Origin of the sequence: uncultured Spongiibacter sp., assembly GCF_964011655.1 — a bacterium.
Classification (GTDB): domain Bacteria; phylum Pseudomonadota; class Gammaproteobacteria; order Pseudomonadales; family Spongiibacteraceae; genus Spongiibacter; species Spongiibacter marinus.
In genome coordinates this window covers 21,152-40,809 of sequence record NZ_CAXGPO010000027.1, presented here as the reverse complement: position 1 = coordinate 40,809, position 19,658 = coordinate 21,152, and the positions used below count along the sequence as shown (strand labels likewise).

Sequence of the window (19,658 nt, the reverse complement as noted above, 5' to 3'; positions counted from 1 at the left end):
TGTGACTGGAGTTCAGACGTGTGCTCTTCCGATCTGGAGCTGATGAAGGCCGACCGCAGCGGCAAACCCTATCGGCTCGCCTATACCGGGGCCAGTAAAGCGGCTGATTTTGAGCGCTTTTGTTTGGCCGTGTGGGATGTGCTCGACGGCAGTAAAGAAACCCACATACTGCTTGAAGAAGTCGCGCAATTCACGGCATCAAGTGGGCCAGCGTTGGAAGCATACGGCAACCTGCTGCGCCGGGGCCGCAAATATGGCGGCATTGTGTACACCATTGGCCAGCGCGCCGCCGAGATACCCAGCACCGCCAGGCAGCAAAGCCCGGTGCGCTATGTAGGCGTATTGGATGGCGAAAGCGACGCCAAAGCCGCCGCGAAATTTGCCGATGTGACCGCCGCGAAGCTGCTGGCAATACCGCCAGACACCCTCACGTTTTACCGAAAAGAAAGCGGCAAACCCGCCGAGATCGTGAAATTCAAATACAAGGGCTAAGACTAAATTAAACCTATAGGTTTTACGGGGCTTCGCGCCCCTTTTTTTTATTGACAGAAAACCGCAGCCGTCTGGTGGACTGAACCCCGACCGCGCCACACAGCGCACCGACTTTCAGAAACCAACAGGTATTTACACCATGAGCAAATCACGACTGATTACTGTAGCGATGGCCGTTGCCGCTGTGGCACTGCTGAACCGCATTCCCCAGACCAAAGCCATCATCAACGGCTAAGCCGGGCGTTTTTCGCCTTTCCCGAAATTACCCGGAGTAGATAAACATGGATTTAGAGCGTCTAAATCAATTTCCAGTGGTGCCCGCCGATGGCGTTGCGTCGCTGGTCACTGACGAACTGGTCGACCGCAGCGTCCACGCCATTGTGCTGGAACTGGGCGGCACCGCCTTCACCAAAGCCATGATTACAAACTTGCGCGTTCGCCTGGACGGCAAAGATGTGATTAACGGCATCACTGGCACCCAAATGCAAACCCTCAACAGCTACGAGGGATTGCCAGACGAAACCAATTTTTTGGTTATTCCGTTTGGCGACTTCACAGCGCGCACTATTCGCGGCCAGCACTTGGGCGACCTCGATTTAAGCGTGTACCGCAAACCGCTGGAAATCGAAGTCACCATTGCCGGGGCAACCGCGCCAACACTGGTGGCCCATGCCTCGCACAATGTGCCAAAAACACTCATGGGCATTGGCTTTGATGTGGCCGAGGCAGCGCAGCTGCGCTCACTCATTCGCACCGTTATTCAGCCAGCCGCCGCCGTGTCGCGCACCAGCTACGGTATCAGCTTGGGCGGCAGCCCCGGCGCTCGCCTTCGCCGCTTTGCCTTTTTCCACTCGAATCTAACGAGCGTGGACTACAAAAAGGGCAGCTTTACCAAGCACGACGATGTAAGCACCGCGCTGAATAACGCCATGCTGAAACAGTTTGCCCGTGTGCCGCAGTCTGGCCTTTATGTGCTAGACCGCATCGCCGACGGCAACCAGGGCGAAGCGGAAACGACTGTCGACGCTGATGGCCGCCCGTGGAACCAGCAAGTCGCATTGACCACCAGCGCAGGCGATACCATTACCGCGTTTGCTGACGTGCATATCCCTTGGCCCCTGCTGTAAGCGGGGCTTTTCCACTCACCGGACAAGGTAACAAGCATGGCAGATACACAAACCAGCTTTTGGGACGACCTAAAGCAAGACGGGGCGCGGGGCGTTTTAGACCTCGCCCTAAGTTGGGGAAAGTCAAAAGTTATTGACGTGGAAGATCGCACCAGCGACCGAAACATTCCCGACCAAAACGACCTAGTTAACGGCAACCCCGCTGTTGCGTCATCCGATGCACTGGGCGGCAGCTACACCAGCGCCCCGGCCTCGCAGTGGATGAAATACGGCGCGTTTGCACTGGCAGGCGTTGCCGCCTTGGTCATTGTGAAGAAGGTGCTTTAATGGCAGTTCCCGGCGTACCACTACCGCCCCTAAATATCGCTACGTCGTCAAGCGCTGGCGCAAATACGGGCGGCTTTTCAATCGGCGGGCTGAACATGACCCCCAACGCGCAAAGCCTTACCAGCCTACTGCCAGTAATCGTATCGATTGCCGCTGTAGGCGGCGCTGCGCTGCTGTTGGCGAAAAAATCATAAGGGGGCCGAATGGGCTTACTTTCTGGCGGTAACTCGAAAAGCTCGACCAAAGTCATCAACGAAACATTGAACGCGGGATTCTCCGAGCTGGGCGGCGGTAATGCCACGGCCATTCAAGGCGACGGCAATACCGTGACTGTCACCGACTTGGGAACCATTGACCGCGCGTTTAGCTTTGCTGAGCGCACCAACAATGACGCCATCGCCGTCGTGTCAGACGTGGCCGAGAACGCGGGCAAGCAAACCAGCGAAGCCGTTGCCGCCGTGTCGCAATCCGTGCGAACCGGGGCTGAAAATATTGTTAACCAGTTGGGAACCTATGGCGCGGTCATCGCGGCTGGGTTTCTGCTGGTCAAGCTGTTAGGGAAATAACATGGCAGGGCCGATAGATAAAACGATCACTTTTGCCGCTGCTGGCGAACAGAATATTCCCGCCATTGGGCGGCATATCCGCGTGCTGGAAGCGTCCAGCGACGTTTATTTGGGCATCAACAACGACAGCGCCGACTTAAAGCGCCGCCAGGGCGCGGAAGTCTCCAGCGTCACCGAGTTTAAGAGCATCCGCGTTAAATCACTGGTTGCCCAAACCGTGCGCCTCGCTATCTCCGAAATCCCCCAGGCAGACGATTCCAAAAGCGTCAGCGTATCGGCCACCGCCAACATCGAACCCGCTAACGCACTGGGCAACGTGAACGAAGTCACCGTACCCGCTGGCGGCAGTATTCAATTAATCGGCAGCGATGCCACCCGCCAAGCCGTGCGTATTGCCGTCGATGACGAGCAGCCCGGCCCGATCCACTGGGCCGCCTCGGGCCTAACCGCCATACAGGGCGGCTGGCTGGGAATCGGCATGGTGGACTACCCGGAAACCAGCGCCGAAATCACCGCATACAACCGCGGCGCGGCTGACGTTGTCGTGTCAGTTGTACCGATGAAAAAGATTTAGGCGATACTGGCCCCAATAGAAAAGGGGCCAGTGATGAAAAGACGAGACATTTTTAAGTATTTCACTGTAAGCGGCATCGGTGCCGCGCTAGGGGCCATAATGGGCGGCAAAGTTAGCTCACCACATCCGGATACGTTATTGAGTAGCGGTAAAGTCGCGCCAATTAAGATGACGGTTACTGAATTGACAAATTTAAACGGTAATAGGTTTAAAGTGGGGGCGGTCATTGATGCCATGGGGTTTGCAGCGGAGGAAGATGGCGGCGGCGGTCGTTGGCGTAAGACAGGCGTAGGGGGGCAGGCTCCAGGCCAATTGCCAGCGCAACGAGGTAATACCACATTAACGGATGCTCAGGGCAATGAGTGGGCTTTGATTTTGTCGGCAGGCTCTACGGCACTGCAGGTGGGCCTAATCGATGACGTAGATAGTACTCCCGAGTTTTTGGCATTCGTAGCCGGGGTGCAAGAAGCTGGCAAAACCGTATTACCATTGCATGAGGGTATAACTCGGGTAGAGAGTTTGACCGCTGGTGTCCCTGTACTGGGCTCCTTGATAGTGCAAGGCAAAGGAAAAGAAGCGAGCACGATTATATGGAATGACGACACAGACGGCCGCGACCTATGGGACTTTACAGGTAGCCGTGATTTTTTCGAGGCACGGGATTTTACCATCCGAGGCAGTCACGACGTTAACCGCAGCAACATAAACGCATACCCAATGCTGGTGCGCAACACCGAACGAGTGATCTTTAAAAACTTGCGCTCACAGTACTCCCGTGTCATGGGTATCGTCGCCCGCGATGCGTTGGTCGCAGTCGCAACGGAGTGCTCAGTAGACCACTGCGCCCGTGACGGTATAAGTCTCGCTAACTGTGACTACACAGTGACAGCGGGTAACGATGTCTCATACGTCGATGACGATGCTATTGCGGTACACAACCAGTATTACAGCGATCAGCGAAACCATATCTGCATCGGTAATCGGTTCAAATTTGCGCAGGGCATTAAAATGCTCGGGGTGCATGTTGCGTCAATTACCGGCAACACTTTTGATTTTTGTACCGGCAATGCGTTTGATATCCAGACGCTTGCAGCCACCGAGCTAGAGGGTGGCACGCCGTCGTTTGCTGTTACCATCACTGGCAATACAGTATCCAACCACATTAATCGCGCAAACATCGACGGCCTAAACTCGGCTGGCGACATCTTTGCTTTGTCCAGCACCTCGGCGCAGGCGGGCACACTTGCAGCGATACCGGGCACTCGCAAGCCAGACGGTACGATTGATTTGCCGTATGCGTATTACCGCAACGTTTACCAGCAGGCTGACGCCAACAGCACTACTCCCATCCCGATGTCGCGCGGCTTTACGATCTCTAACAACACCGTTATGCGGAACATTGAAAGGGCAGGGCTGCTTAGTGATCTCGGGCACGGTAAGTTCTGGATGCGCGATGGGGAGTATGACGTAGACCTGTCGGTCAAGGCGGCAACAAATCCGAGCTTCTTTCGCCTACCTGATACGCCGGTATTTTCCGTCAACGGCACCGGTAATACTTTTATCGGCGGCAAGTGGTTCATTTCCGCATCAAGCAACGGTCGAATGGTCGATAGCAAGCTGACCGACACGACAATTTATGACTGCGACGCGCTAATCACCGCCGAACCAACCACCAATCAATGGGGGTTAAAGCTGGAGGGTTTTGAGGTCGATCTTGATCCTTACTTGCAGCACGCTAGTCGTAACACTGACGGCTCTTGGGCGGGTGAGGGCGCATTGACTGCGATGACCTTGCAGGGTGCGACGGGCATCGAGCTGGTGGGTAACACCTTTAAAAATATGTCCCGGATTAGCGATTACGACTTTAACAACGCAGTGCGCGATGGTGTGCTGCTTGCCGACGGTAACGTCGTTTGGTCTGGCGTGAGTACGCGTGGATACTCGGCAGCGAACAAGGGTGTCGGCTATATCCCGTCCGTCGGCAATACGCGTGTGATCAACTACGATGCTGACCCGGCCAATGCGACCTTCGGCGAAATCATCAACGAGCTAAGGCGCGATGCCCAGGTACAGCCCACGTCCGGCTATTACTTGGACGGGTGGTTTGTTGATAAGTCGATAAAGCAGATTAGCTTGGGCAAGGTTATTACTGGGTGGCTAAAGGTTGGTGACGGTGATTTGCATACGCCGGGGGTAAACTGGCGCGAAGTGAGAGCGGAGGTGGTTTGATGTTATGCAAAATCTTCTACTACTTACCGTGGCCGTGGGTGTACTAATGACGCTGCCAGGCAACATCAACCCAGCCGCGCCGCGTGGGATTCGCAACAACAACCCGCTGAACATCCGAGAAGGGGCAGGGGGAGGCGACCAGTGGCGGGGCGAGTACGCCACCGAGCTGGACGACGCGTTCGAAGAATTCAACAGCCCGGAATGGGGCTACCGCGCCGCAAAACGCATCGTGCAAAGCTACCGCCGCCGGGGCATCACCACACTGCGCGGCATCGTCAGCGCATGGGCGCCCACCAACGAAAACAACACCGGGGCCTACGTTAACAGCGTCGCCAGCAAAACCGGGCTGCCACCTGAGCACACCATCACCGATGCAGACCTGCCGGCACTTTTCCGAGCAATGGCCATACACGAAAACGGCGCAGCATGGGCGCTGCACCCCTCGCTGTCACTCGCCACCATCAACCGGGGACTAGCACTCGCATGAGCACCGCAGCCGCAAAAGCCATCGACAAACTGCCCGGCGGCGTCTGGCTCGCCTTGGGCGCTGCCGTGGGCGTGTTGGTAGTTGTGGGCGCTGCCCGCAAACACGCCGCCAAACTCAACCCGGCCAACCCAGACAACCTCGTTTACTCAGGCGTGAACGCCGTGGGCGACAAGCTCGACGATGGCAAGGACAACAACAGCTTTAACCTCGGCGCGTGGATATACGACGTGCTGCACCCCTATGACAATTTCGAACTAAGCCCGCAATGGCAGAACGTCATCAACAAAAAACAAGGTATCGCAGAATGAGCCTATTACACCGCCGCCAACAGACCATGAACGCCGCCAAGCGCGCCGCCGTGTCACACATTCCCGCATGGGCCGAGCTAATGAAGCTCGACGAACAAGAAGCCCTAGCACTCGCCAAACAACACGGCATCGCCGAAAGCGACCGCATGGCCGCACTGCAAGCCCTCAACGCCAAGCGCAAGGCCAGCCAATGAAACTGCCCAAGCCACTAAAAAACCGCTACGTAGTCGCCGCCATCATTGCCGCCGCACTTAGCATCGGCGGGGCATCACTCACCCTTGCGCCAACACTCACCAACGCCGCGTGTGCCATCGTAGAGTGTGAATAAATGACCGAGCGACAAAAAGAAATTGCACTACAAATCGCCATTACCGCAGCGGGCGGCGTGCTTGCTGCCATCATCACCGCCAAACTGCTAAAACGGGGCTAAGGGGGAAGGGTGGAAGTTGACCTGATTACAGTAGGCACAGCCGCAGGGACGTGGGCGACATCAATGATCGCCACCGTTGCAGTGATAAAAGCCGAAATTAAATGGATAGTAAGAAGCCTGGACAGATTGCATCATCGCGTTGATAGGTTAGAAAAAATGGTAGAACGCCGCCAGGCAGCCCCATTAAACCCATATACCGGGCCAGAGCGCCGCGCCACATGAGCCGCGACATACTCGCCGACCTACAAGCCGCCGCCGTCGAAAAACTCACCGGGGGCGACGTTCGCGCCGTACTACGCACCAACATCGCGCCGCCCATCACCATCTACAGCGGCGCAAGCCAAGGGCCGGGCCTGCTGCAAACCCTCGGCATAAAAGCGGCCATCACCATCACCGACGCCAACGGTCGCCAACTCACCACACTAGGCACCGCTGCGCCAACGGATTGGGTCAGAGCCGCGATAATATGGGGCGGGCTGGGCTACCTCGCTGCCGTGTTTGGGCGCGGGCTTCTCAAGTAACCGCAAGCCGCCACGCTGCGCCGCACCGCGTATCACCTCCAGCCGCTGCAAACGATCCACCCGAGCGCGTAAACTGAACAGCTCCGACGCCATAGCCTGCTTGTTAAAATGCCACGCCAGCAGCTCGCCCAGGTCGAACGACTCGCCGCTATCCAGCTCCAGCCGATCACCGGCCAGGTCAAACCGCATACAATCGGCCAGCTTATCCGGCACCACATAGCCGCAAGCCACCAGCGCCAGCAACCGCCAAACAGGCTCAGGCGCGTTATTCTGCCGGCGGTATCGCCGCGCCGTGGTGGCATCCACGCCTGTAATTTCCTGAATATCGGACGCTGTAAAGTCCCGCACCGTAAAAAATCGGCGCGCGTTTTTATATTTTTTCTGCATAGATAATCCCTTATTCATAACCAAAACCAATCAGCAAAAGGCCAACCGGGGCCGGGATTATCGAAAAACCTGATAAGCAGCGTAGGAAATCGACCTAGCCACTTGACAGAATTAAAACACCTCACAATGTTCGCATAATATATATTATGTTAAATATGGTATTTGCATGAGAGCGAGAGGTTGGCATTTGCGCCCCCTTACTACGGCGGGCTTTTAGCTTTTTAACCACATAACGGCGTATTTACGCTCGCGGGACCAACAAAATTTGGCTGCTTATTAGCAGGCGTTCGCCGAGCAAGATGGGAAAACCGAGGCCTATAGTGCCGCAGGCCTCGCCGCGCCGGCGCTTACCGCGAGGCAGGTGTTTTTGCTGCTGGAAGGTGCTCCGTCGAGTATGTTGATCCACCATGACCCAGCGTACATTTCCGACGCGGGTCATGCCGCAGCAGCCCTTGTCGCACAACATGCATTAGAGGCTAACTAAGTTGAGGCTAAGTAGAGGCGCCGCTTGTGTCGTACCTAAATTTGGTCGAGACTAGCTGCCTGATTTTAGGGTGCCTGTGTTGTTGAACCGACTGTTTGGCCTGTTATTGATATGTGTGTGGTCTGGCGCTGCGGTGGCGGCGCCGCTGCGTATTGCTGTGGCCGCGAATTTCGCTCCCACACTGGAGAAACTCGCCGCTCATTACGCGACCTTGGGTGGAGTGTCACCTGAGCTTGTTCGCGGTTCGTCGGGCAAGCTATACGCACAAATTCGCCAAGGTGCGCCCTTCGATATGTTTTTCTCGGCTGATATCGCCCGTCCGAAAGCGCTGGAGGATAACGGCTTCGTCATCGATGGCAGCCGCCAGGACTATGCGCGTGGCCGCTTAGTGCTGTGGCCGGTAAATAAAGATGGGCAGCGCGAACTGACAGCATTTAGCTATTCGCGTTTTGCCATTGCCAACCCGCGTTTGGCCCCTTACGGGCGAGCAGCGCAAGATGTTTTGCGGCATTTCAAGCTAGAAAAAGCGGCGGCAAAGCGACTCGTAGTCGGTGAAAATATCGCCCAGGCCTACCAATTTGTGCATTCCAAAAATGCGGACGCGGGCCTGTTAGCGCGCGCCCAGATGCCCCCCTCTTCCACCGATTATTGGTTAATTCCCGATGTCTGGCACCGGCCGATCAGGCAGCAACGAGTGGTGCTAACTCGCTGTGACGATATTGAGGCTGCCCGGGCGTTTCTGGCGTTTTTACAAACCGATGTTGCTAAGCAGATCATTCGTAACGATGGTTATCAGCTGCCCACAAGGGAGGGCGCAGAATGATGGGGTTCGATAGCCAGGATATGACCGCGCTCTTACTTACCCTGAAATTGGCACTGGTCGTCACTGTTTTACTGTTGGTGATTTCGACTCCGCTGGCTTGGTGGCTAAGCCGCAGTCGCTCTTGGTTGCGCGCTCCGGTAGCGGCGCTGATCACCCTGCCATTGATACTACCGCCTACAGTGCTTGGCTTTTATTTGCTGTTGGCAATGGGGCCGGAGGGGCCCATAGGCTACCTGAGCGAGCGTTTGGGAATGGGGAGCCTGGCGTTCAGTTTTACGGGCTTGGTGATTGGCTCCTTGTTTTACTCCCTGCCCTTTGTGGTACAGCCCATACAAAACGCAATGGAAAGCATGGGCGAGCGCCCTTTTGAAGTGGCCGCCACCTTGCGTGCCGGCCCGGTTGACCGTTTCTTCACGCTGTTATTACCGCTGTGCCGAACGGGGTTTATCACCGCGGCGGCGCTGGGTTTTGCCCACACGCTGGGTGAGTTCGGTGTGGTGCTGATGATTGGCGGCAATATTCCGGGTGAAACCCAGGTGCTCTCGGTGCAGCTGTATGAACATGTGGAAGCCCTCGACTACCCCCGTGCGCATCGCCTCGCCGCGCTGATGTTGGCGCTATCCTTTATTACCATGCTATCGCTGCATGGGCTTCGCAGCGGCAAGCGCTCAGCAAAAGTATTGGGTTTCTAGTCGTGGTAAAGCAGCTTTCAGGTCATTTTAGATTGGCGTTTCCCGGCGACAAGTTCGCGCTTGATGCCGAGTTTTCCCTGCCAATGGACCGTGTTACGGCGATATTTGGCCCTTCCGGTTCGGGAAAAACAACGTTGCTGCGCTGCATTGCAGGATTGCAACGCGCTCGCGGCGAGTTGTTTTTTGGCGACGCTTGCTGGCAGCAAGGGCGCCACTGCCTACCCTGCCATCGCCGGCCGATCGCCTACGTTTTTCAAGAGGCGAGTTTGTTCCCACACCTCAGTGTGGCGGGCAACCTCCGCTACGCACGGCGGCGCGCAGCGCCCCAGGCGCCGGCATTGGAAGAAGTAGTGGACTTATTGGACCTTGCCGCATTGATGTCGCACCGGCCAGATCAGTTATCAGGGGGAGAACGCCAGCGTGTGGCGATTGCGCGAGCGCTATTGATCGGCCCGGAGTTGCTGTTGATGGACGAGCCTTTATCCGGCCTGGATGACCGCAGAAAAGCCGAGATATTGCCCTATCTTGAAACACTCTGCCGCGCGTCGAATATTCCTATTCTGTATGTCAGCCACTCGGTTGATGAGGTGTGCCGCCTCGCTGATACCCTGCTAATGCTGGAAAACGGCAAAGTCAGCCACTACGGGCCAATGGAAGAGCTGCTCATGCAGCAGGTAATCGCCCGACCGGGCAGCGCGGATGTGTCGGCGGTACTGCGTGCCAGGGTGAACCGCATTGATGAGCAATGGCAACTCGCGGAATTGGCCTTTAATGGGGGTGCACTTTGGGTACAACACAACGATGAAGCCTTAGGGAGCGAGCAACGCCTGCGTATTCGGGCGCAGGACGTGAGTATTAGCCTGTCGGCCCACGGCGACAGCAGTATTTTGAATGTGCTGCCCTGCTCGATAACGGCAATCAGTGATGAGGCGGTAGGCGCTATGCAGGTACTAACATTGCAGCTGGGTAGCGAGCGCCTATTGGCGAGGCTCACCCGGCGAAGTATCGACCACTTGGGCTTAACCGTGGGTATGTCGGTGTTTGCACAAATTAAGTCGGTGGCGATCATTCGCTAGGTGACAGGCATTTGGCGGGGCGGCGTTAGGGGGTTGTCATGTTCTCTTCACCCCAAAATGCCTTCATTGCACAGATTTTTCCGACGTCATTAAAGGTGAATTGGTCGATGACTTCCAGGCGCATTTCGCCGTTGCCGGGGTTGAGTTCTACCACAAACGGAAACACCGCATGGTTAGCGGCTAAGCGCACCGCGCCCTCTAATCTTGCAGAAATGCCGGAACTAAATGCGGTCTTGTAGAATCCTAGAATAGCGTCCTTACCGCGAATGACATCTCCGCCGACTGGGTCTTCCACGGTAGCGTTGTCATCAAAAAGTGCGTCAATTGCGCCGAGGTCGTGCTCAGTCAGCGCCTTGATATATGTTTCAACGGCTGTCACTTTAGGGTTTTTACTCACAATTGCGGGCTCCATCAGTTAGCCTAAGTGGATATTTTCAGTGTAACGCGGTATACCGATACGGGAAATCCGCTGATAGGAAATCACCGGAAAATTAGTCGTAAGGCTGAACCACAGCGGAAAAACACAGGTAATTTATGCTTTTTACTCAACATCGTTCGTCGCGCACCCTTTTCGCTAGCGTTTCACTCCTCTTTTTATTCTTGCTGTCGCCCGCCCATGCGCTGACCGACTTAGAACCCAGCAAAGAGCATCGCAAGGCGATTCGCGACATGCTCAACCAACTCAATAGCAGCCACTATGTAAAATTGGCTGTTGATGACGCCTCATCGTCGCGTTTGTTGGATGCCTACCTCAGTGACCTGGACCCCAATCGACAGTTTTTACTCGCCGAGGATATTGCCAGTTTTCAGCAATACCGCGACCGCCTGGATGATGAACTCAAAAAGGGTCGCCTGGATACAGGTTTTCTGATTTTTAACCGCTATCGTCAACGCATTGTGAGCCGTTTGGAGCGCAGCCTCGACGATCTGGAAAAAACCGTCGCAGCGATGGACTTCAGTGTCGACGAGAGTTTTTTGCTGGACCGCTCTGAACAGCCCTGGCCAAAAAACCAGACCGAAGCTGATGAGATTTGGCGCAAGCAACTGAAAAATCGTGTTCTCGGTTTAAAGCTGGCGGGCAAAGAAGATAAAGCCATCGTTGAGTTGCTGGAGAAGCGTTTCCGCAATCAGGTGAAGCGCCTGACTCAGCTTGAGGCGGAAGACGCCTTCCAAATCTACGCGAACGCCCTCGCCTCGCTGTACGACCCCCACACTGATTACTTTTCGCCAAGGCTGTCGGAAAACTTCCAGATTAATATGAGCCTGAAGCTCGAGGGGATCGGCGCTGTTCTGCAAATGGAAGACGACTACACCAAGATCGTGCGACTGGTGCCTGCCGGCCCTGCCGATAAACAGGGTGAGTTGCAACCTGCAGACCGAATTGTCGGTGTTGCCCAGGGCAAGAAGGGTGATATGCAGGACGTAATTGGTTGGCGCCTGGACGATGTTGTCGACCTGATTCGCGGCCCGAAGGGGTCGGTTGTGCGCTTAGAGGTTATTCCTGCATTGGCGCATAGCGACGAAGAGCGCAAGGAAATTGTGATCGAGCGCAACGAGGTGAAGCTCGAAGAGCAAAGTGCCAAGGGAGAGATCCTCGATATTGAAGATGCCTCGGGCAAAGTAAGAAAGATTGGGGTTATCGATATCCCAACCTTTTACTTGGATTTTGACGCCTTCCGCATGGGTGACCCCGACTTCCGCAGCACCACCCGCGATGTGCATCGGATTCTTGGTGAACTACTGGCCGAGGGCGCGGAAGGTATTGTGATCGACCTGCGTGACAATGGCGGCGGCTCGCTTGCCGAGGCCAACGGTCTGGTGGGCCTGTTCATTGAATCCGGGCCGACGGTGCAGATACGCCAGTCCAATTCCCGAGTGATTCGCGAAGGTAAGCGCCGGAGCTCGCCCTATTACACCGGCCCGCTGGCGGTGTTGATCAACCGCATGAGCGCATCTGCGTCGGAGATTTTCGCCGGTGCCATTCAGGACTACCAGCGCGGTATTGTGATCGGTACCCAGTCTTTCGGTAAGGGAACGGTGCAGTCGGTAAACCCGCTGAGTCACGGTCAGTTAAAAATGACCGAGTCGAAGTTTTACCGCATTTCGGGTGACAGCACCCAAAACCGCGGCGTGATTCCCGATATCAGCTTCCCTCCCCTCTACGATTCCGAGCAGATTGGCGAAAGCATTCTCGACAATGCGATGGCGTGGGACCGCATCGCCCGCGCTCGCCACAGCTATTATTACGACCTGCGCAGTGGCCTGGATAAGTTGGAAAAACGCCACGAGGAGCGTGTTGCTAAAGACCCTGATTTTCGGTTTTTGAAAGAGCAATTAGCGGCAATAGAAAAATATCGCGACAGAAAGTACCTGTCGCTGAATATTGCCAAGCGTAAAAAAGAGCGCGAAGAGCAAAAAGCCCTGCAGCTGGCGATGGAAAACCGCCGTCGTGTGGCCAAGGGTGAAAAGCCCTTGGATGTGCTGAAAGATGACGAGCTCGATACCCCGGATGACCTGCTGATCAGCCCGGATACCGAGTCGGAGAATGAGGGTGAAGAGAAAGACAAACGCCCTGACCCGCTGCTAAATGAGGCCGGCCATATTCTGGTGGACGCGATTCCCGCGTTCCAGCAGGAAAGACTCGCCGGGCGGCCCTAAAAAGGGCCTTCCCCATGAAGGCCAGCTTATCGGCTGGCCTCGCGCATGGTCACAAACTCCTCTGCGACCGTGGGGTGAATGCCAATAGTGGCGTCGAATACCGCTTTGGTTGCCCCCGCCTTTATCGCCACGGCAAAGCCCTGGATTAACTCGCCGGCATCATCTCCGAGCATATGAACGCCGACAACGCGGTCTGAGGCTTTATCGACGATCAGCTTCAAAAATACCTTTGACGGATTCTCAGTGAGGGTGTGTTTCAGGTGTTTGAACTGCGACGTAAACACGCTGATATCGCCAAATTTCTCCCGCGCTTGTTCCTCGCTGTAGCCGACCGTTCCAATATTGGGTTGGCAGAAGATCGCGGTGGGAATGTATTCGTAGTCCATCGCCTGGTCAATGCCGCCATAGAGTCGCCGAGCGAGATTCATTCCTTCGGCGAGCGCCACGGGCGTCAGCTCCATGCCACCGATGACATCACCCAGTGCGTAAATACTGGGCGCCGCCGTTTGGAAGGTGTCCGACACGGCAATAAAGCCCTGCTCGTTGAGCGCAACCCGGGTGTTTTCAAGCCCAAGTCCCTCGAGTAGCGGCTGGCGCCCAGTGGCATAAAGCACAGCGCCGGTATTCAGCACGCCGCCGCTCTCCAGCTGAAGCTGCAAGCCATCGGCGGTTTTCTCGATCGCAGTGACGTTTTCATTGAAACGCAGTTCGATGCCGCGCTGGCGCATTTCCTCTGCAAGGTGGCCGCGTATTTCCTCATCAAAGCCACGCAGAAACAGCGAGCGACGGTAAATTTGTGTGACCTTAACCCCCAGGCCGTTGAGGATGCCGGCAAATTCGGTGGCAATATAGCCTCCGCCCACTACCGTGGCATGTTCTGGCAGCTCATCGAGATAAAACAGCTCATTGGAGCTAATGGCGTGCTCTTTCCCCGGCACATCGGGGATATAGGGCCAGCCGCCAACAGCAATAAGAATCCGTTCGGCGCGATAGTGTTTGCCGTTCACGTCCACCGTATGTTCGTCGACAAAGCGCGCGTGACCGTTGATCAGGTCAACATTGGCATTTTTGAGAATATTGCCGTAGATGCCATTCAAGCGCTCAATTTCGCGGGTTTTGTTGTCGCGCAGGCGTGGCCAGTCTATAGGGCCGTGCGAAACATCCCACCCAAAGCTGGCGGCATCGTGGAAGTTCTCGGTGAAATGGGCCGCATAGCTAAACAGTTTTTTAGGCACGCAGCCGACATTTACACAGGTACCACCCAGATAACGGGCTTCGGCCACGGCCACGCGGGCGCCCATCGACGCTGACATTCTGGCCGCGCGAACACCGCCGCTACCGGCACCAATGACAAACAGATCGTAATCAAACTGACTCACAAAACCTCCGAATCAAGTGAATATGGCATTGGGACTCGCCGCAGCGACCGATGTTACAAACTTGGCGACGCGAGATCGTAGTGCTCGTACCAGGCCAGTTTTTCTCGCAAGCTGACCACTTCGCCGACAATAATCAGCGTGGGGGCTTTAACGGGATTTTTTGCCACTTCCTCAACCATGGTTGCCAAGGTGGCTACCACTACCTTTTGATGGCGCGTGGTGCCTTGTTGCACCAGAGCGATTGGTGTATCGGCGCTTCGACCGTGGGCGATGAGCTGCTCGCAGATCACCGGCAGGCCAACCAGGCCCATGTAAAAAACGATCGTTTGGTGGCCGTGAACCAGCTCGGCCCAGGGCAGGTTGATGCTGTTATCTTTCAAATGGCCGGTAACAAAACGCACTGACTGGGCATAGTCGCGGTGGGTCAACGGTATACCGGCATAGCTCGCACAACCGGCCGCAGCAGTTACGCCTGGCACAACCTGAAAAGGGATCGATTCGTTTGCCAGCTGCTCAATTTCCTCACCGCCGCGCCCAAAAATAAAGGGGTCACCGCCTTTTAAGCGAGCGACTTTTCGGCCCTGCTTGGCGTGTTCAACCAACAAGGCGTTGATGTCTTGCTGGGGCACCGCATGATTCGAGCGCGCTTTGCCCACGAAAATACGCTCGGCATCTTTGCGGCACAACTCGACGATTTCCGGTGCGACCAAGCGGTCGTACAGCACAACATCCGCGCGCTGTAATAGCCGCAGCGCCTTAAACGTCATTAAGTCCGGGTCGCCAGGCCCGGCACCAATAAGGTATACCTCGCCGCCAGGACGAAGCTCTGCCTCATTGATCAATTTGCTGAGCATTTCGCCGGCCGCTTGTTCTTGCCCGGCATAGACCATCTCCGCCACAGGCCCCTGGAGCGTTTGCTCCCAGAAGTCACGGCGATCTTCTATGTCGTCAAAACGGGCTTTAACGGCGTCGCGAAATTGTCCGACCAAACCGGCTAGTCGCCCGTAAGCGGCGGGAATGCTCGATTCCAACCGCGAGCGAATCATCCGGGCCAGCACCGGGCTTTTACCGCCACTGCTCACTGCCACCACGATGGGCGAACGATCGATAATTGCCGGCAAAATAAAGCTGCACAGCGGCGGGTTATCCACCACATTTACCGGAATATTGCGCGCGTTGCAGTCCCGCGACACTTGCTCATTGAGGGCTTGGTCATCGGTGGCGGCGATGACTAAAAACACGCCATCCAGGTAATCCAAGCGGTAATCCGCGTGCAAACATTGACCGGATTCACGGGCAAGTTGCTCCAGCTCAGGGGTAATATCCGGGGCGACAACGCGCAGTATCGCTCCTGCTTTACTGAGAAGCCGGGCTTTGCGCAAGGCGACTTCGCCACCGCCCACCAGCAAACAGGTCTTACCGTCGAGTTTGGTGAACAGCGGCAAAAAGTCCATCAGCCAAGTTCCTCAGCGCTGAGTTGCTCAATATTACCCATGTAGGGCTGCAATACACTCGGTATGGCCACCGAGCCGTCGGCGCGCTGGTAATTTTCCAGTATGGCGACCAGTGTTCGCCCCACTGCCAGCCCTGAGCCGTTCAAGGTGTGGAGCAGCTCAGGTTTGCCGGTTTCAGGGTTGCGCCAGCGGGCCATCATACGGCGCGCTTGGAAGTCGCCGAAATTACTGCAAGAGGAGATCTCCCGGTAGGTGTTTTGGGCCGGCAGCCACACTTCCAGGTCATAGGTTTTTTGCGCGGAAAAGCCAAGATCACCACCGCAGAGCAAGACCTTGCGGTAAGGCAGCTCCAGCTTTTGCAAAATGGCTTCGGCGTGCCCTGTCAGGGTTTCCAGCGCTTGGGCAGAATCGCCGGGCTTGACGAACTGCACCAGCTCCACTTTTTCAAACTGGTGCTGGCGAATCATTCCGCGGGTATCACGGCCGTAGCTGCCCGCCTCTGAGCGGAAGCACGGTGTATGGGCGGTGAACTTTAAGCCCTCTCCCAGCTCGCCCGCTTCGACGATAACATCGCGCAGCATATTGGTAACCGGCACTTCCGCTGTGGGGATCAGGTAGTACTCTGATTCGCTGTTAAGGCGGAACAGGTCCTCTTCAAATTTAGGCAGCTGCCCGGTACCGCGCAGTGAATCGCTGTTGACGATATAGGGCACGTAAACTTCTTGGTAGCCGTGCTCACCGGTGTGCGTGTTGAGCATAAACTGCGTGAGTGCGCGGTGCAGACGCGCCAAACCGCCGCGCATAACGGCAAAGCGACTGCCGGTGATTTTACTTGCGGTATCGAAATCCAGCCCGCCGAGGTTGCCGCCGACATCCACGTGATCTTTAACGTCGAAGTCGAACTGGCGCGGCTCGCCCCAGCGCGAAATCTCTACATTGGCGTCCTCGTCTGCACCCTCGGGCACTTCCTCTACCGGTACATTGGGTACAGCCATCAACACCGCGTCGAGTTCGTCGTTCGCAGCCTTGGCTTCATTTTTTACGCGCTCGAGGCTCGCTTCTATGGTTGCCAGGGTTTCATTTACCTTGGCTTTGGCCTCATCGACCGACAGGCCGCTCTTTACTAATTCGCCAATTTGCTTAGAGGCTTGTTTGCGCTGTGCAAGCAGCTCCTGACTTTCCACATCGGCTTGCTTGCGACGGGTATCGAGTTGTTGAAAATGCGCCACGTCGAAGTCGTAGGCCTTTTTCTTCAAGGCGGCTGCCACGGCGTCCGGGTCCTGGCGAAGCTGCTTGATATCCAACATTATATAAACTCTCCAAACCTTTGATATTTAAGCTATCTTGTAGCGATTATTCCTAGCCAGCAGGCCAGTACACATGTGGTAACAGTAGTGAGCATGTAGGCCAGCGCCAGCAGCGGTTTGCCCGCCTCCAACAGCGCTACAGACTCAAGGGAAAACGTGGAAAAGGTGGTGAAGGCACCAAAAAAGCCGACCATCAACACATAGCGCCAGTCGCTGTGCAAGGTGCTGCGCTCGGTAATCAGCACGTATACAACGCCAATGGCGGCGGAGCCGAGCACGTTCACTGCAAAGGTTGCCACTGGCCATTGGCTCGCGGGTAGCACCTGGCAAAGCCGGCCAATACCGTAGCGACTCAGCGCGCCGCTGGCACCACCTAAGGCGATCAGTAGATATTGCAGCACGCGCTTTCCCTGTTGGTTAAAGCGGGCATTTTAGCAAGAACTGCGCTCACGGATAACGCTTATGCGGGCTTTGTGCATCCAGTTGCTGTAAATAACGCATTTTTTCAGCAATTTTTCGCTCCAAACCGCGGTCCACGGGTTGGTAGAAATGCTCACCGTGAAGGGCTTCCGGTAAATAGCTCTCTCCGGCGGCGTAGGCGTCGGGCTCATCGTGGGCATAGCGATAGCCCTCGCCAAAGCCCTGGGCCTTCATTAACTTGCTGGGCGCGTTGCGTAGGTGCATGGGCACGTCGTGACTTGGGTCGCTGGCGATGCGTTTTTTTAAGGCATTAAAGGCCGTATAGACTGCGTTACTCTTGGGCGCGGCAGCTAAATAGGCCACGGCTTGCGCCAGTGCCAACTCACCTTCCGGACTGCCGAGGCGCTCTTGTACATCCCAGGCGTCAAGGCAGATGCGCAGGGCTCTGGGGTCGGCATTACCGATATCTTCGCTGGCCATCCGTACCAAGCGCCGCGCGACGTAAATAGGATCGCAGCCGCCGTCGAGCATGCGAATAAGCCAGTACAGAGCGCCGTCGGGTGAACTGCCTCTTACCGACTTGTGCAAGGCGGAGATCTGCTCGTAAAACAGGTCGCCGCCTTTGTCGAAGCGCCGGGGTTGATGGCTCATTGCCTGCGAGACAGCGTCGGCGTCAATCGTTTGCTCGCTGCCACGGTCGCGCATGATGTCCATTGCGAGCTCTAGCAGGTTAAGTGCTCGGCGGGCATCGCCGTCTGCCTGCAGAGCGAGCTCTGACAACAGTTCATCACTACACTGCCAGCCCTCCTCTTCACAGGCGTGGCGTAAAATTGCCAGCTGACTCTCGGCGTCAAGCGCGTGAAGTGGGTAAACACGGGCGCGCGACAGCAGTGCGTTATTGATCTCGAAACTGGGGTTTTCGGTAGTGGCACCGACGAAGATTAGTGTTCCATCCTCCACATAGGGAAGAAAGGCATCTTGCTGGGCCTTGTTAAAGCGGTGTACTTCATCGATAAACAAGACCGTCCGGCGACCGTACTGGCGCTCCCGCTTGGCCTCTTCAACGGCCTGACGTATATCTTTTACGCCCGCGAGTACCGCTGAGACCGTAATAAAGTGAGCGTCGCTATGCTGGGCGATCAATCTCGCCAGGGTGGTCTTGCCAACTCCCGGCGGCCCCCAAAAAATCATCGAGTGAAGCTGGCCTGAATCAAGCGCTGTGCGCAGCGCTTGGCCCTCAGCGAGCAAATGCGCCTGTCCTCGGTATTCAGCGAGTGATTGCGGGCGCATACGCGCCGCCAGCGGCGCGGGGTTACTCATGAGGGGGCGTTGGATTCAGAAAAGATGAAGGTGTCGTCAGCCAGCGGTACGTTGTAGCGCGGCTTGATAAATTTCACCTCTGTGTACTGTTCCAGGTTGTCGCGCATACTCATGCCGATAAGTTTGCCCTGGCGAAAGCGCAGACTCATTTGGCTGAACATGCCGGGTTGTTTCGGCGTGAGAATAAACTCCCGCAGCGCACCCTGTTTGTTAAACCGCACATCAAACTGGCTTTCTAGCTGCTCAATGCTGGCGCCAATAATCATCGCCGGCGCTTCTGCCAGCTCGTCGCTAAATGGCTCGCTATTGAGCTGCTCCAAGTCGGCGTCGTAACGCCATAGCGTTACACCGTCGCTAATAAGTTGGTAGTGAAAAGGCTCACGGCTCTCCCAGCGAAGCTTGTTGGGGCGCTCTACCGCAAGTTCGCCGCGGGTGAGCTGCAAAACGTTGCCGCTTTCATCGCGAACCTCTTGCTCAAACTGGGCTTGCAGAGTTTGCAGAGAGGATAAGTGCAAATGCAGTTGCGCAACATCACTGGCGTGTGCTGGCACCGCGAATATTACGCTAATAACGAGGGCCCAAAAGGCGTTGTACATA

At 56.0% G+C, this 19,658-nt stretch carries 23 protein-coding genes; 15 read left to right on the top strand and 8 right to left on the bottom strand.

Annotated elements, in window-relative coordinates:
• The 11 genes from ABNS66_RS11905 to ABNS66_RS11855 all read left to right on the top strand — a co-directional run.
• The coding region (locus ABNS66_RS11905) for a hypothetical protein (protein ID WP_348655333.1) at positions 1-492 on the top strand (492 nt) is incomplete at its 5' end.
• 281 nt (positions 493-773) lie between these two features.
• Complete coding sequence (locus tag ABNS66_RS11900) at positions 774-1,619, top strand: major capsid protein P2 (protein WP_286836553.1); 846 nt, start codon at positions 774-776, stop codon at positions 1,617-1,619.
• Positions 1,620-1,655: 36 nt separating this feature from the next.
• Positions 1,656-1,946, top strand: coding sequence for a hypothetical protein (locus ABNS66_RS11895; protein ID WP_286836551.1), 291 nt, complete (start codon positions 1,656-1,658; stop codon positions 1,944-1,946).
• On the top strand, positions 1,946-2,140 hold the full coding sequence (locus ABNS66_RS11890) for a hypothetical protein (RefSeq protein ID WP_348655332.1): 195 nt from the start codon (positions 1,946-1,948) through the stop codon (positions 2,138-2,140). Before ABNS66_RS11895 ends, ABNS66_RS11890 begins: the two co-directional genes overlap by 1 nt.
• Before the next feature lie 9 nt (positions 2,141-2,149).
• Positions 2,150-2,512: a hypothetical protein gene (locus ABNS66_RS11885; protein WP_286836550.1), complete on the top strand. Its 363-nt coding sequence runs from the start codon at positions 2,150-2,152 to the stop codon at positions 2,510-2,512.
• A gap of 1 nt (position 2,513) precedes the next feature.
• Entirely contained in the window at positions 2,514-3,086 is a 573-nt protein-coding gene (locus tag ABNS66_RS11880; protein ID WP_286836548.1) for a hypothetical protein, read from the top strand.
• Between the two features lie 33 nt (positions 3,087-3,119).
• On the top strand, positions 3,120-5,315 hold the full coding sequence (locus ABNS66_RS11875; protein WP_286836546.1) for a right-handed parallel beta-helix repeat-containing protein: 2,196 nt from the start codon (positions 3,120-3,122) through the stop codon (positions 5,313-5,315).
• 4 nt (positions 5,316-5,319) lie between these two features.
• On the top strand, positions 5,320-5,802 hold the full coding sequence (locus tag ABNS66_RS11870) for a structural protein (protein WP_286836544.1): 483 nt from the start codon (positions 5,320-5,322) through the stop codon (positions 5,800-5,802).
• Positions 5,799-6,110: a hypothetical protein gene (locus ABNS66_RS11865; RefSeq protein WP_286836542.1), complete on the top strand. Its 312-nt coding sequence runs from the start codon at positions 5,799-5,801 to the stop codon at positions 6,108-6,110. The genes ABNS66_RS11870 and ABNS66_RS11865 overlap by 4 nt, the downstream gene beginning before the upstream one ends.
• The gene (locus ABNS66_RS11860; RefSeq protein WP_286836541.1) at positions 6,107-6,304 is read left to right on the top strand and encodes a hypothetical protein; all 198 of its coding nucleotides are present in this window, start codon (positions 6,107-6,109) and stop codon (positions 6,302-6,304) included. Before ABNS66_RS11865 ends, ABNS66_RS11860 begins: the two co-directional genes overlap by 4 nt.
• Positions 6,301-6,438, top strand: a complete 138-nt coding sequence (locus ABNS66_RS11855; protein WP_286836540.1) for a hypothetical protein — start codon at positions 6,301-6,303, stop codon at positions 6,436-6,438. Before ABNS66_RS11860 ends, ABNS66_RS11855 begins: the two co-directional genes overlap by 4 nt.
• Before the next feature lie 524 nt (positions 6,439-6,962).
• On the opposite strand, the gene ABNS66_RS11850 is transcribed toward ABNS66_RS11855, so the two are convergent.
• On the bottom strand, positions 6,963-7,448 hold the full coding sequence (locus ABNS66_RS11850) for a hypothetical protein (RefSeq protein ID WP_286836539.1): 486 nt from the start codon (positions 7,446-7,448) through the stop codon (positions 6,963-6,965).
• Positions 7,449-8,011: 563 nt separating this feature from the next.
• On the opposite strand from ABNS66_RS11850, the gene modA reads away from it, so the two are divergent.
• From modA to modC, 3 genes are read left to right on the top strand one after another with little or no spacing between them, the layout of a single operon-like run.
• Complete coding sequence (gene modA, locus ABNS66_RS11845) at positions 8,012-8,755, top strand: molybdate ABC transporter substrate-binding protein (RefSeq protein WP_286836538.1); 744 nt, start codon at positions 8,012-8,014, stop codon at positions 8,753-8,755.
• Positions 8,752-9,447: a molybdate ABC transporter permease subunit gene (gene modB, locus ABNS66_RS11840; protein ID WP_205618876.1), complete on the top strand. Its 696-nt coding sequence runs from the start codon at positions 8,752-8,754 to the stop codon at positions 9,445-9,447. The genes modA and modB overlap by 4 nt, the downstream gene beginning before the upstream one ends.
• A gap of 32 nt (positions 9,448-9,479) precedes the next feature.
• Positions 9,480-10,523 carry a molybdenum ABC transporter ATP-binding protein gene (gene modC, locus ABNS66_RS11835; RefSeq protein ID WP_286836537.1) on the top strand — a complete coding sequence of 348 codons (1,044 nt, stop codon included), beginning with the start codon at positions 9,480-9,482 and terminating at the stop codon, positions 10,521-10,523.
• A gap of 25 nt (positions 10,524-10,548) precedes the next feature.
• Here modC and ABNS66_RS11830 read toward each other — a convergent pair whose 3' ends face one another.
• Positions 10,549-10,920, bottom strand: coding sequence for a nuclear transport factor 2 family protein (locus tag ABNS66_RS11830; RefSeq protein WP_036255505.1), 372 nt, complete (start codon positions 10,918-10,920; stop codon positions 10,549-10,551).
• Positions 10,921-11,057: 137 nt separating this feature from the next.
• Here ABNS66_RS11830 and ABNS66_RS11825 point away from each other — a divergent pair, with 137 nt between their 5' ends.
• Positions 11,058-13,181, top strand: coding sequence for a carboxy terminal-processing peptidase (locus tag ABNS66_RS11825; protein WP_027872493.1), 2,124 nt, complete (start codon positions 11,058-11,060; stop codon positions 13,179-13,181).
• A gap of 26 nt (positions 13,182-13,207) precedes the next feature.
• On the opposite strand, the gene gorA is transcribed toward ABNS66_RS11825, so the two are convergent.
• From gorA to lolA, 6 genes are read right to left on the bottom strand one after another with little or no spacing between them, the layout of a single operon-like run.
• On the bottom strand, positions 13,208-14,560 hold the full coding sequence (gene gorA / locus ABNS66_RS11820; RefSeq protein WP_027872494.1) for a glutathione-disulfide reductase: 1,353 nt from the start codon (positions 14,558-14,560) through the stop codon (positions 13,208-13,210).
• Between the two features lie 53 nt (positions 14,561-14,613).
• Entirely contained in the window at positions 14,614-16,014 is a 1,401-nt protein-coding gene (gene cysG, locus ABNS66_RS11815; RefSeq protein WP_027872495.1) for a siroheme synthase CysG, read from the bottom strand.
• Entirely contained in the window at positions 16,014-17,321 is a 1,308-nt protein-coding gene (serS, locus tag ABNS66_RS11810; RefSeq protein WP_027872496.1) for a serine--tRNA ligase, read from the bottom strand. Before serS ends, cysG begins: the two co-directional genes overlap by 1 nt.
• 32 nt (positions 17,322-17,353) lie before the next feature.
• A complete protein-coding gene (gene crcB, locus ABNS66_RS11805; protein ID WP_027872497.1) occupies positions 17,354-17,722 on the bottom strand; it encodes a fluoride efflux transporter CrcB in 369 nt (122 codons plus the stop codon).
• 46 nt (positions 17,723-17,768) lie between these two features.
• Complete coding sequence (locus tag ABNS66_RS11800) at positions 17,769-19,061, bottom strand: replication-associated recombination protein A (protein ID WP_036255394.1); 1,293 nt, start codon at positions 19,059-19,061, stop codon at positions 17,769-17,771.
• A complete protein-coding gene (gene lolA, locus ABNS66_RS11795; protein ID WP_027872499.1) occupies positions 19,058-19,657 on the bottom strand; it encodes an outer membrane lipoprotein chaperone LolA in 600 nt (199 codons plus the stop codon). The genes ABNS66_RS11800 and lolA overlap by 4 nt, the downstream gene beginning before the upstream one ends.
• Position 19,658 lies beyond the last annotated feature (1 nt).

Coding starts and splice junctions, on each gene's coding strand:
- serS (WP_027872496.1), bottom strand. CDS start 17,321: ATGTTGGATATCAAGCAGCTTCGCCAGGACCCGGACGCCGTGGCAGCC.
- ABNS66_RS11880 (WP_286836548.1), top strand. CDS start 2,514: ATGGCAGGGCCGATAGATAAAACGATCACTTTTGCCGCTGCTGGCGAA.
- ABNS66_RS11870 (WP_286836544.1), top strand. CDS start 5,320: ATGCAAAATCTTCTACTACTTACCGTGGCCGTGGGTGTACTAATGACG.
- lolA (WP_027872499.1), bottom strand. CDS start 19,657: ATGTACAACGCCTTTTGGGCCCTCGTTATTAGCGTAATATTCGCGGTG.
- ABNS66_RS11885 (WP_286836550.1), top strand. CDS start 2,150: ATGGGCTTACTTTCTGGCGGTAACTCGAAAAGCTCGACCAAAGTCATC.
- ABNS66_RS11890 (WP_348655332.1), top strand. CDS start 1,946: ATGGCAGTTCCCGGCGTACCACTACCGCCCCTAAATATCGCTACGTCG.
- ABNS66_RS11900 (WP_286836553.1), top strand. CDS start 774: ATGGATTTAGAGCGTCTAAATCAATTTCCAGTGGTGCCCGCCGATGGC.
- ABNS66_RS11855 (WP_286836540.1), top strand. CDS start 6,301: ATGAAACTGCCCAAGCCACTAAAAAACCGCTACGTAGTCGCCGCCATC.
- ABNS66_RS11865 (WP_286836542.1), top strand. CDS start 5,799: ATGAGCACCGCAGCCGCAAAAGCCATCGACAAACTGCCCGGCGGCGTC.
- ABNS66_RS11825 (WP_027872493.1), top strand. CDS start 11,058: ATGCTTTTTACTCAACATCGTTCGTCGCGCACCCTTTTCGCTAGCGTT.
- ABNS66_RS11800 (WP_036255394.1), bottom strand. CDS start 19,061: ATGAGTAACCCCGCGCCGCTGGCGGCGCGTATGCGCCCGCAATCACTC.
- ABNS66_RS11850 (WP_286836539.1), bottom strand. CDS start 7,448: ATGCAGAAAAAATATAAAAACGCGCGCCGATTTTTTACGGTGCGGGAC.
- ABNS66_RS11895 (WP_286836551.1), top strand. CDS start 1,656: ATGGCAGATACACAAACCAGCTTTTGGGACGACCTAAAGCAAGACGGG.
- modB (WP_205618876.1), top strand. CDS start 8,752: ATGATGGGGTTCGATAGCCAGGATATGACCGCGCTCTTACTTACCCTG.
- ABNS66_RS11860 (WP_286836541.1), top strand. CDS start 6,107: ATGAGCCTATTACACCGCCGCCAACAGACCATGAACGCCGCCAAGCGC.
- cysG (WP_027872495.1), bottom strand. CDS start 16,014: ATGGACTTTTTGCCGCTGTTCACCAAACTCGACGGTAAGACCTGTTTG.
- ABNS66_RS11875 (WP_286836546.1), top strand. CDS start 3,120: ATGAAAAGACGAGACATTTTTAAGTATTTCACTGTAAGCGGCATCGGT.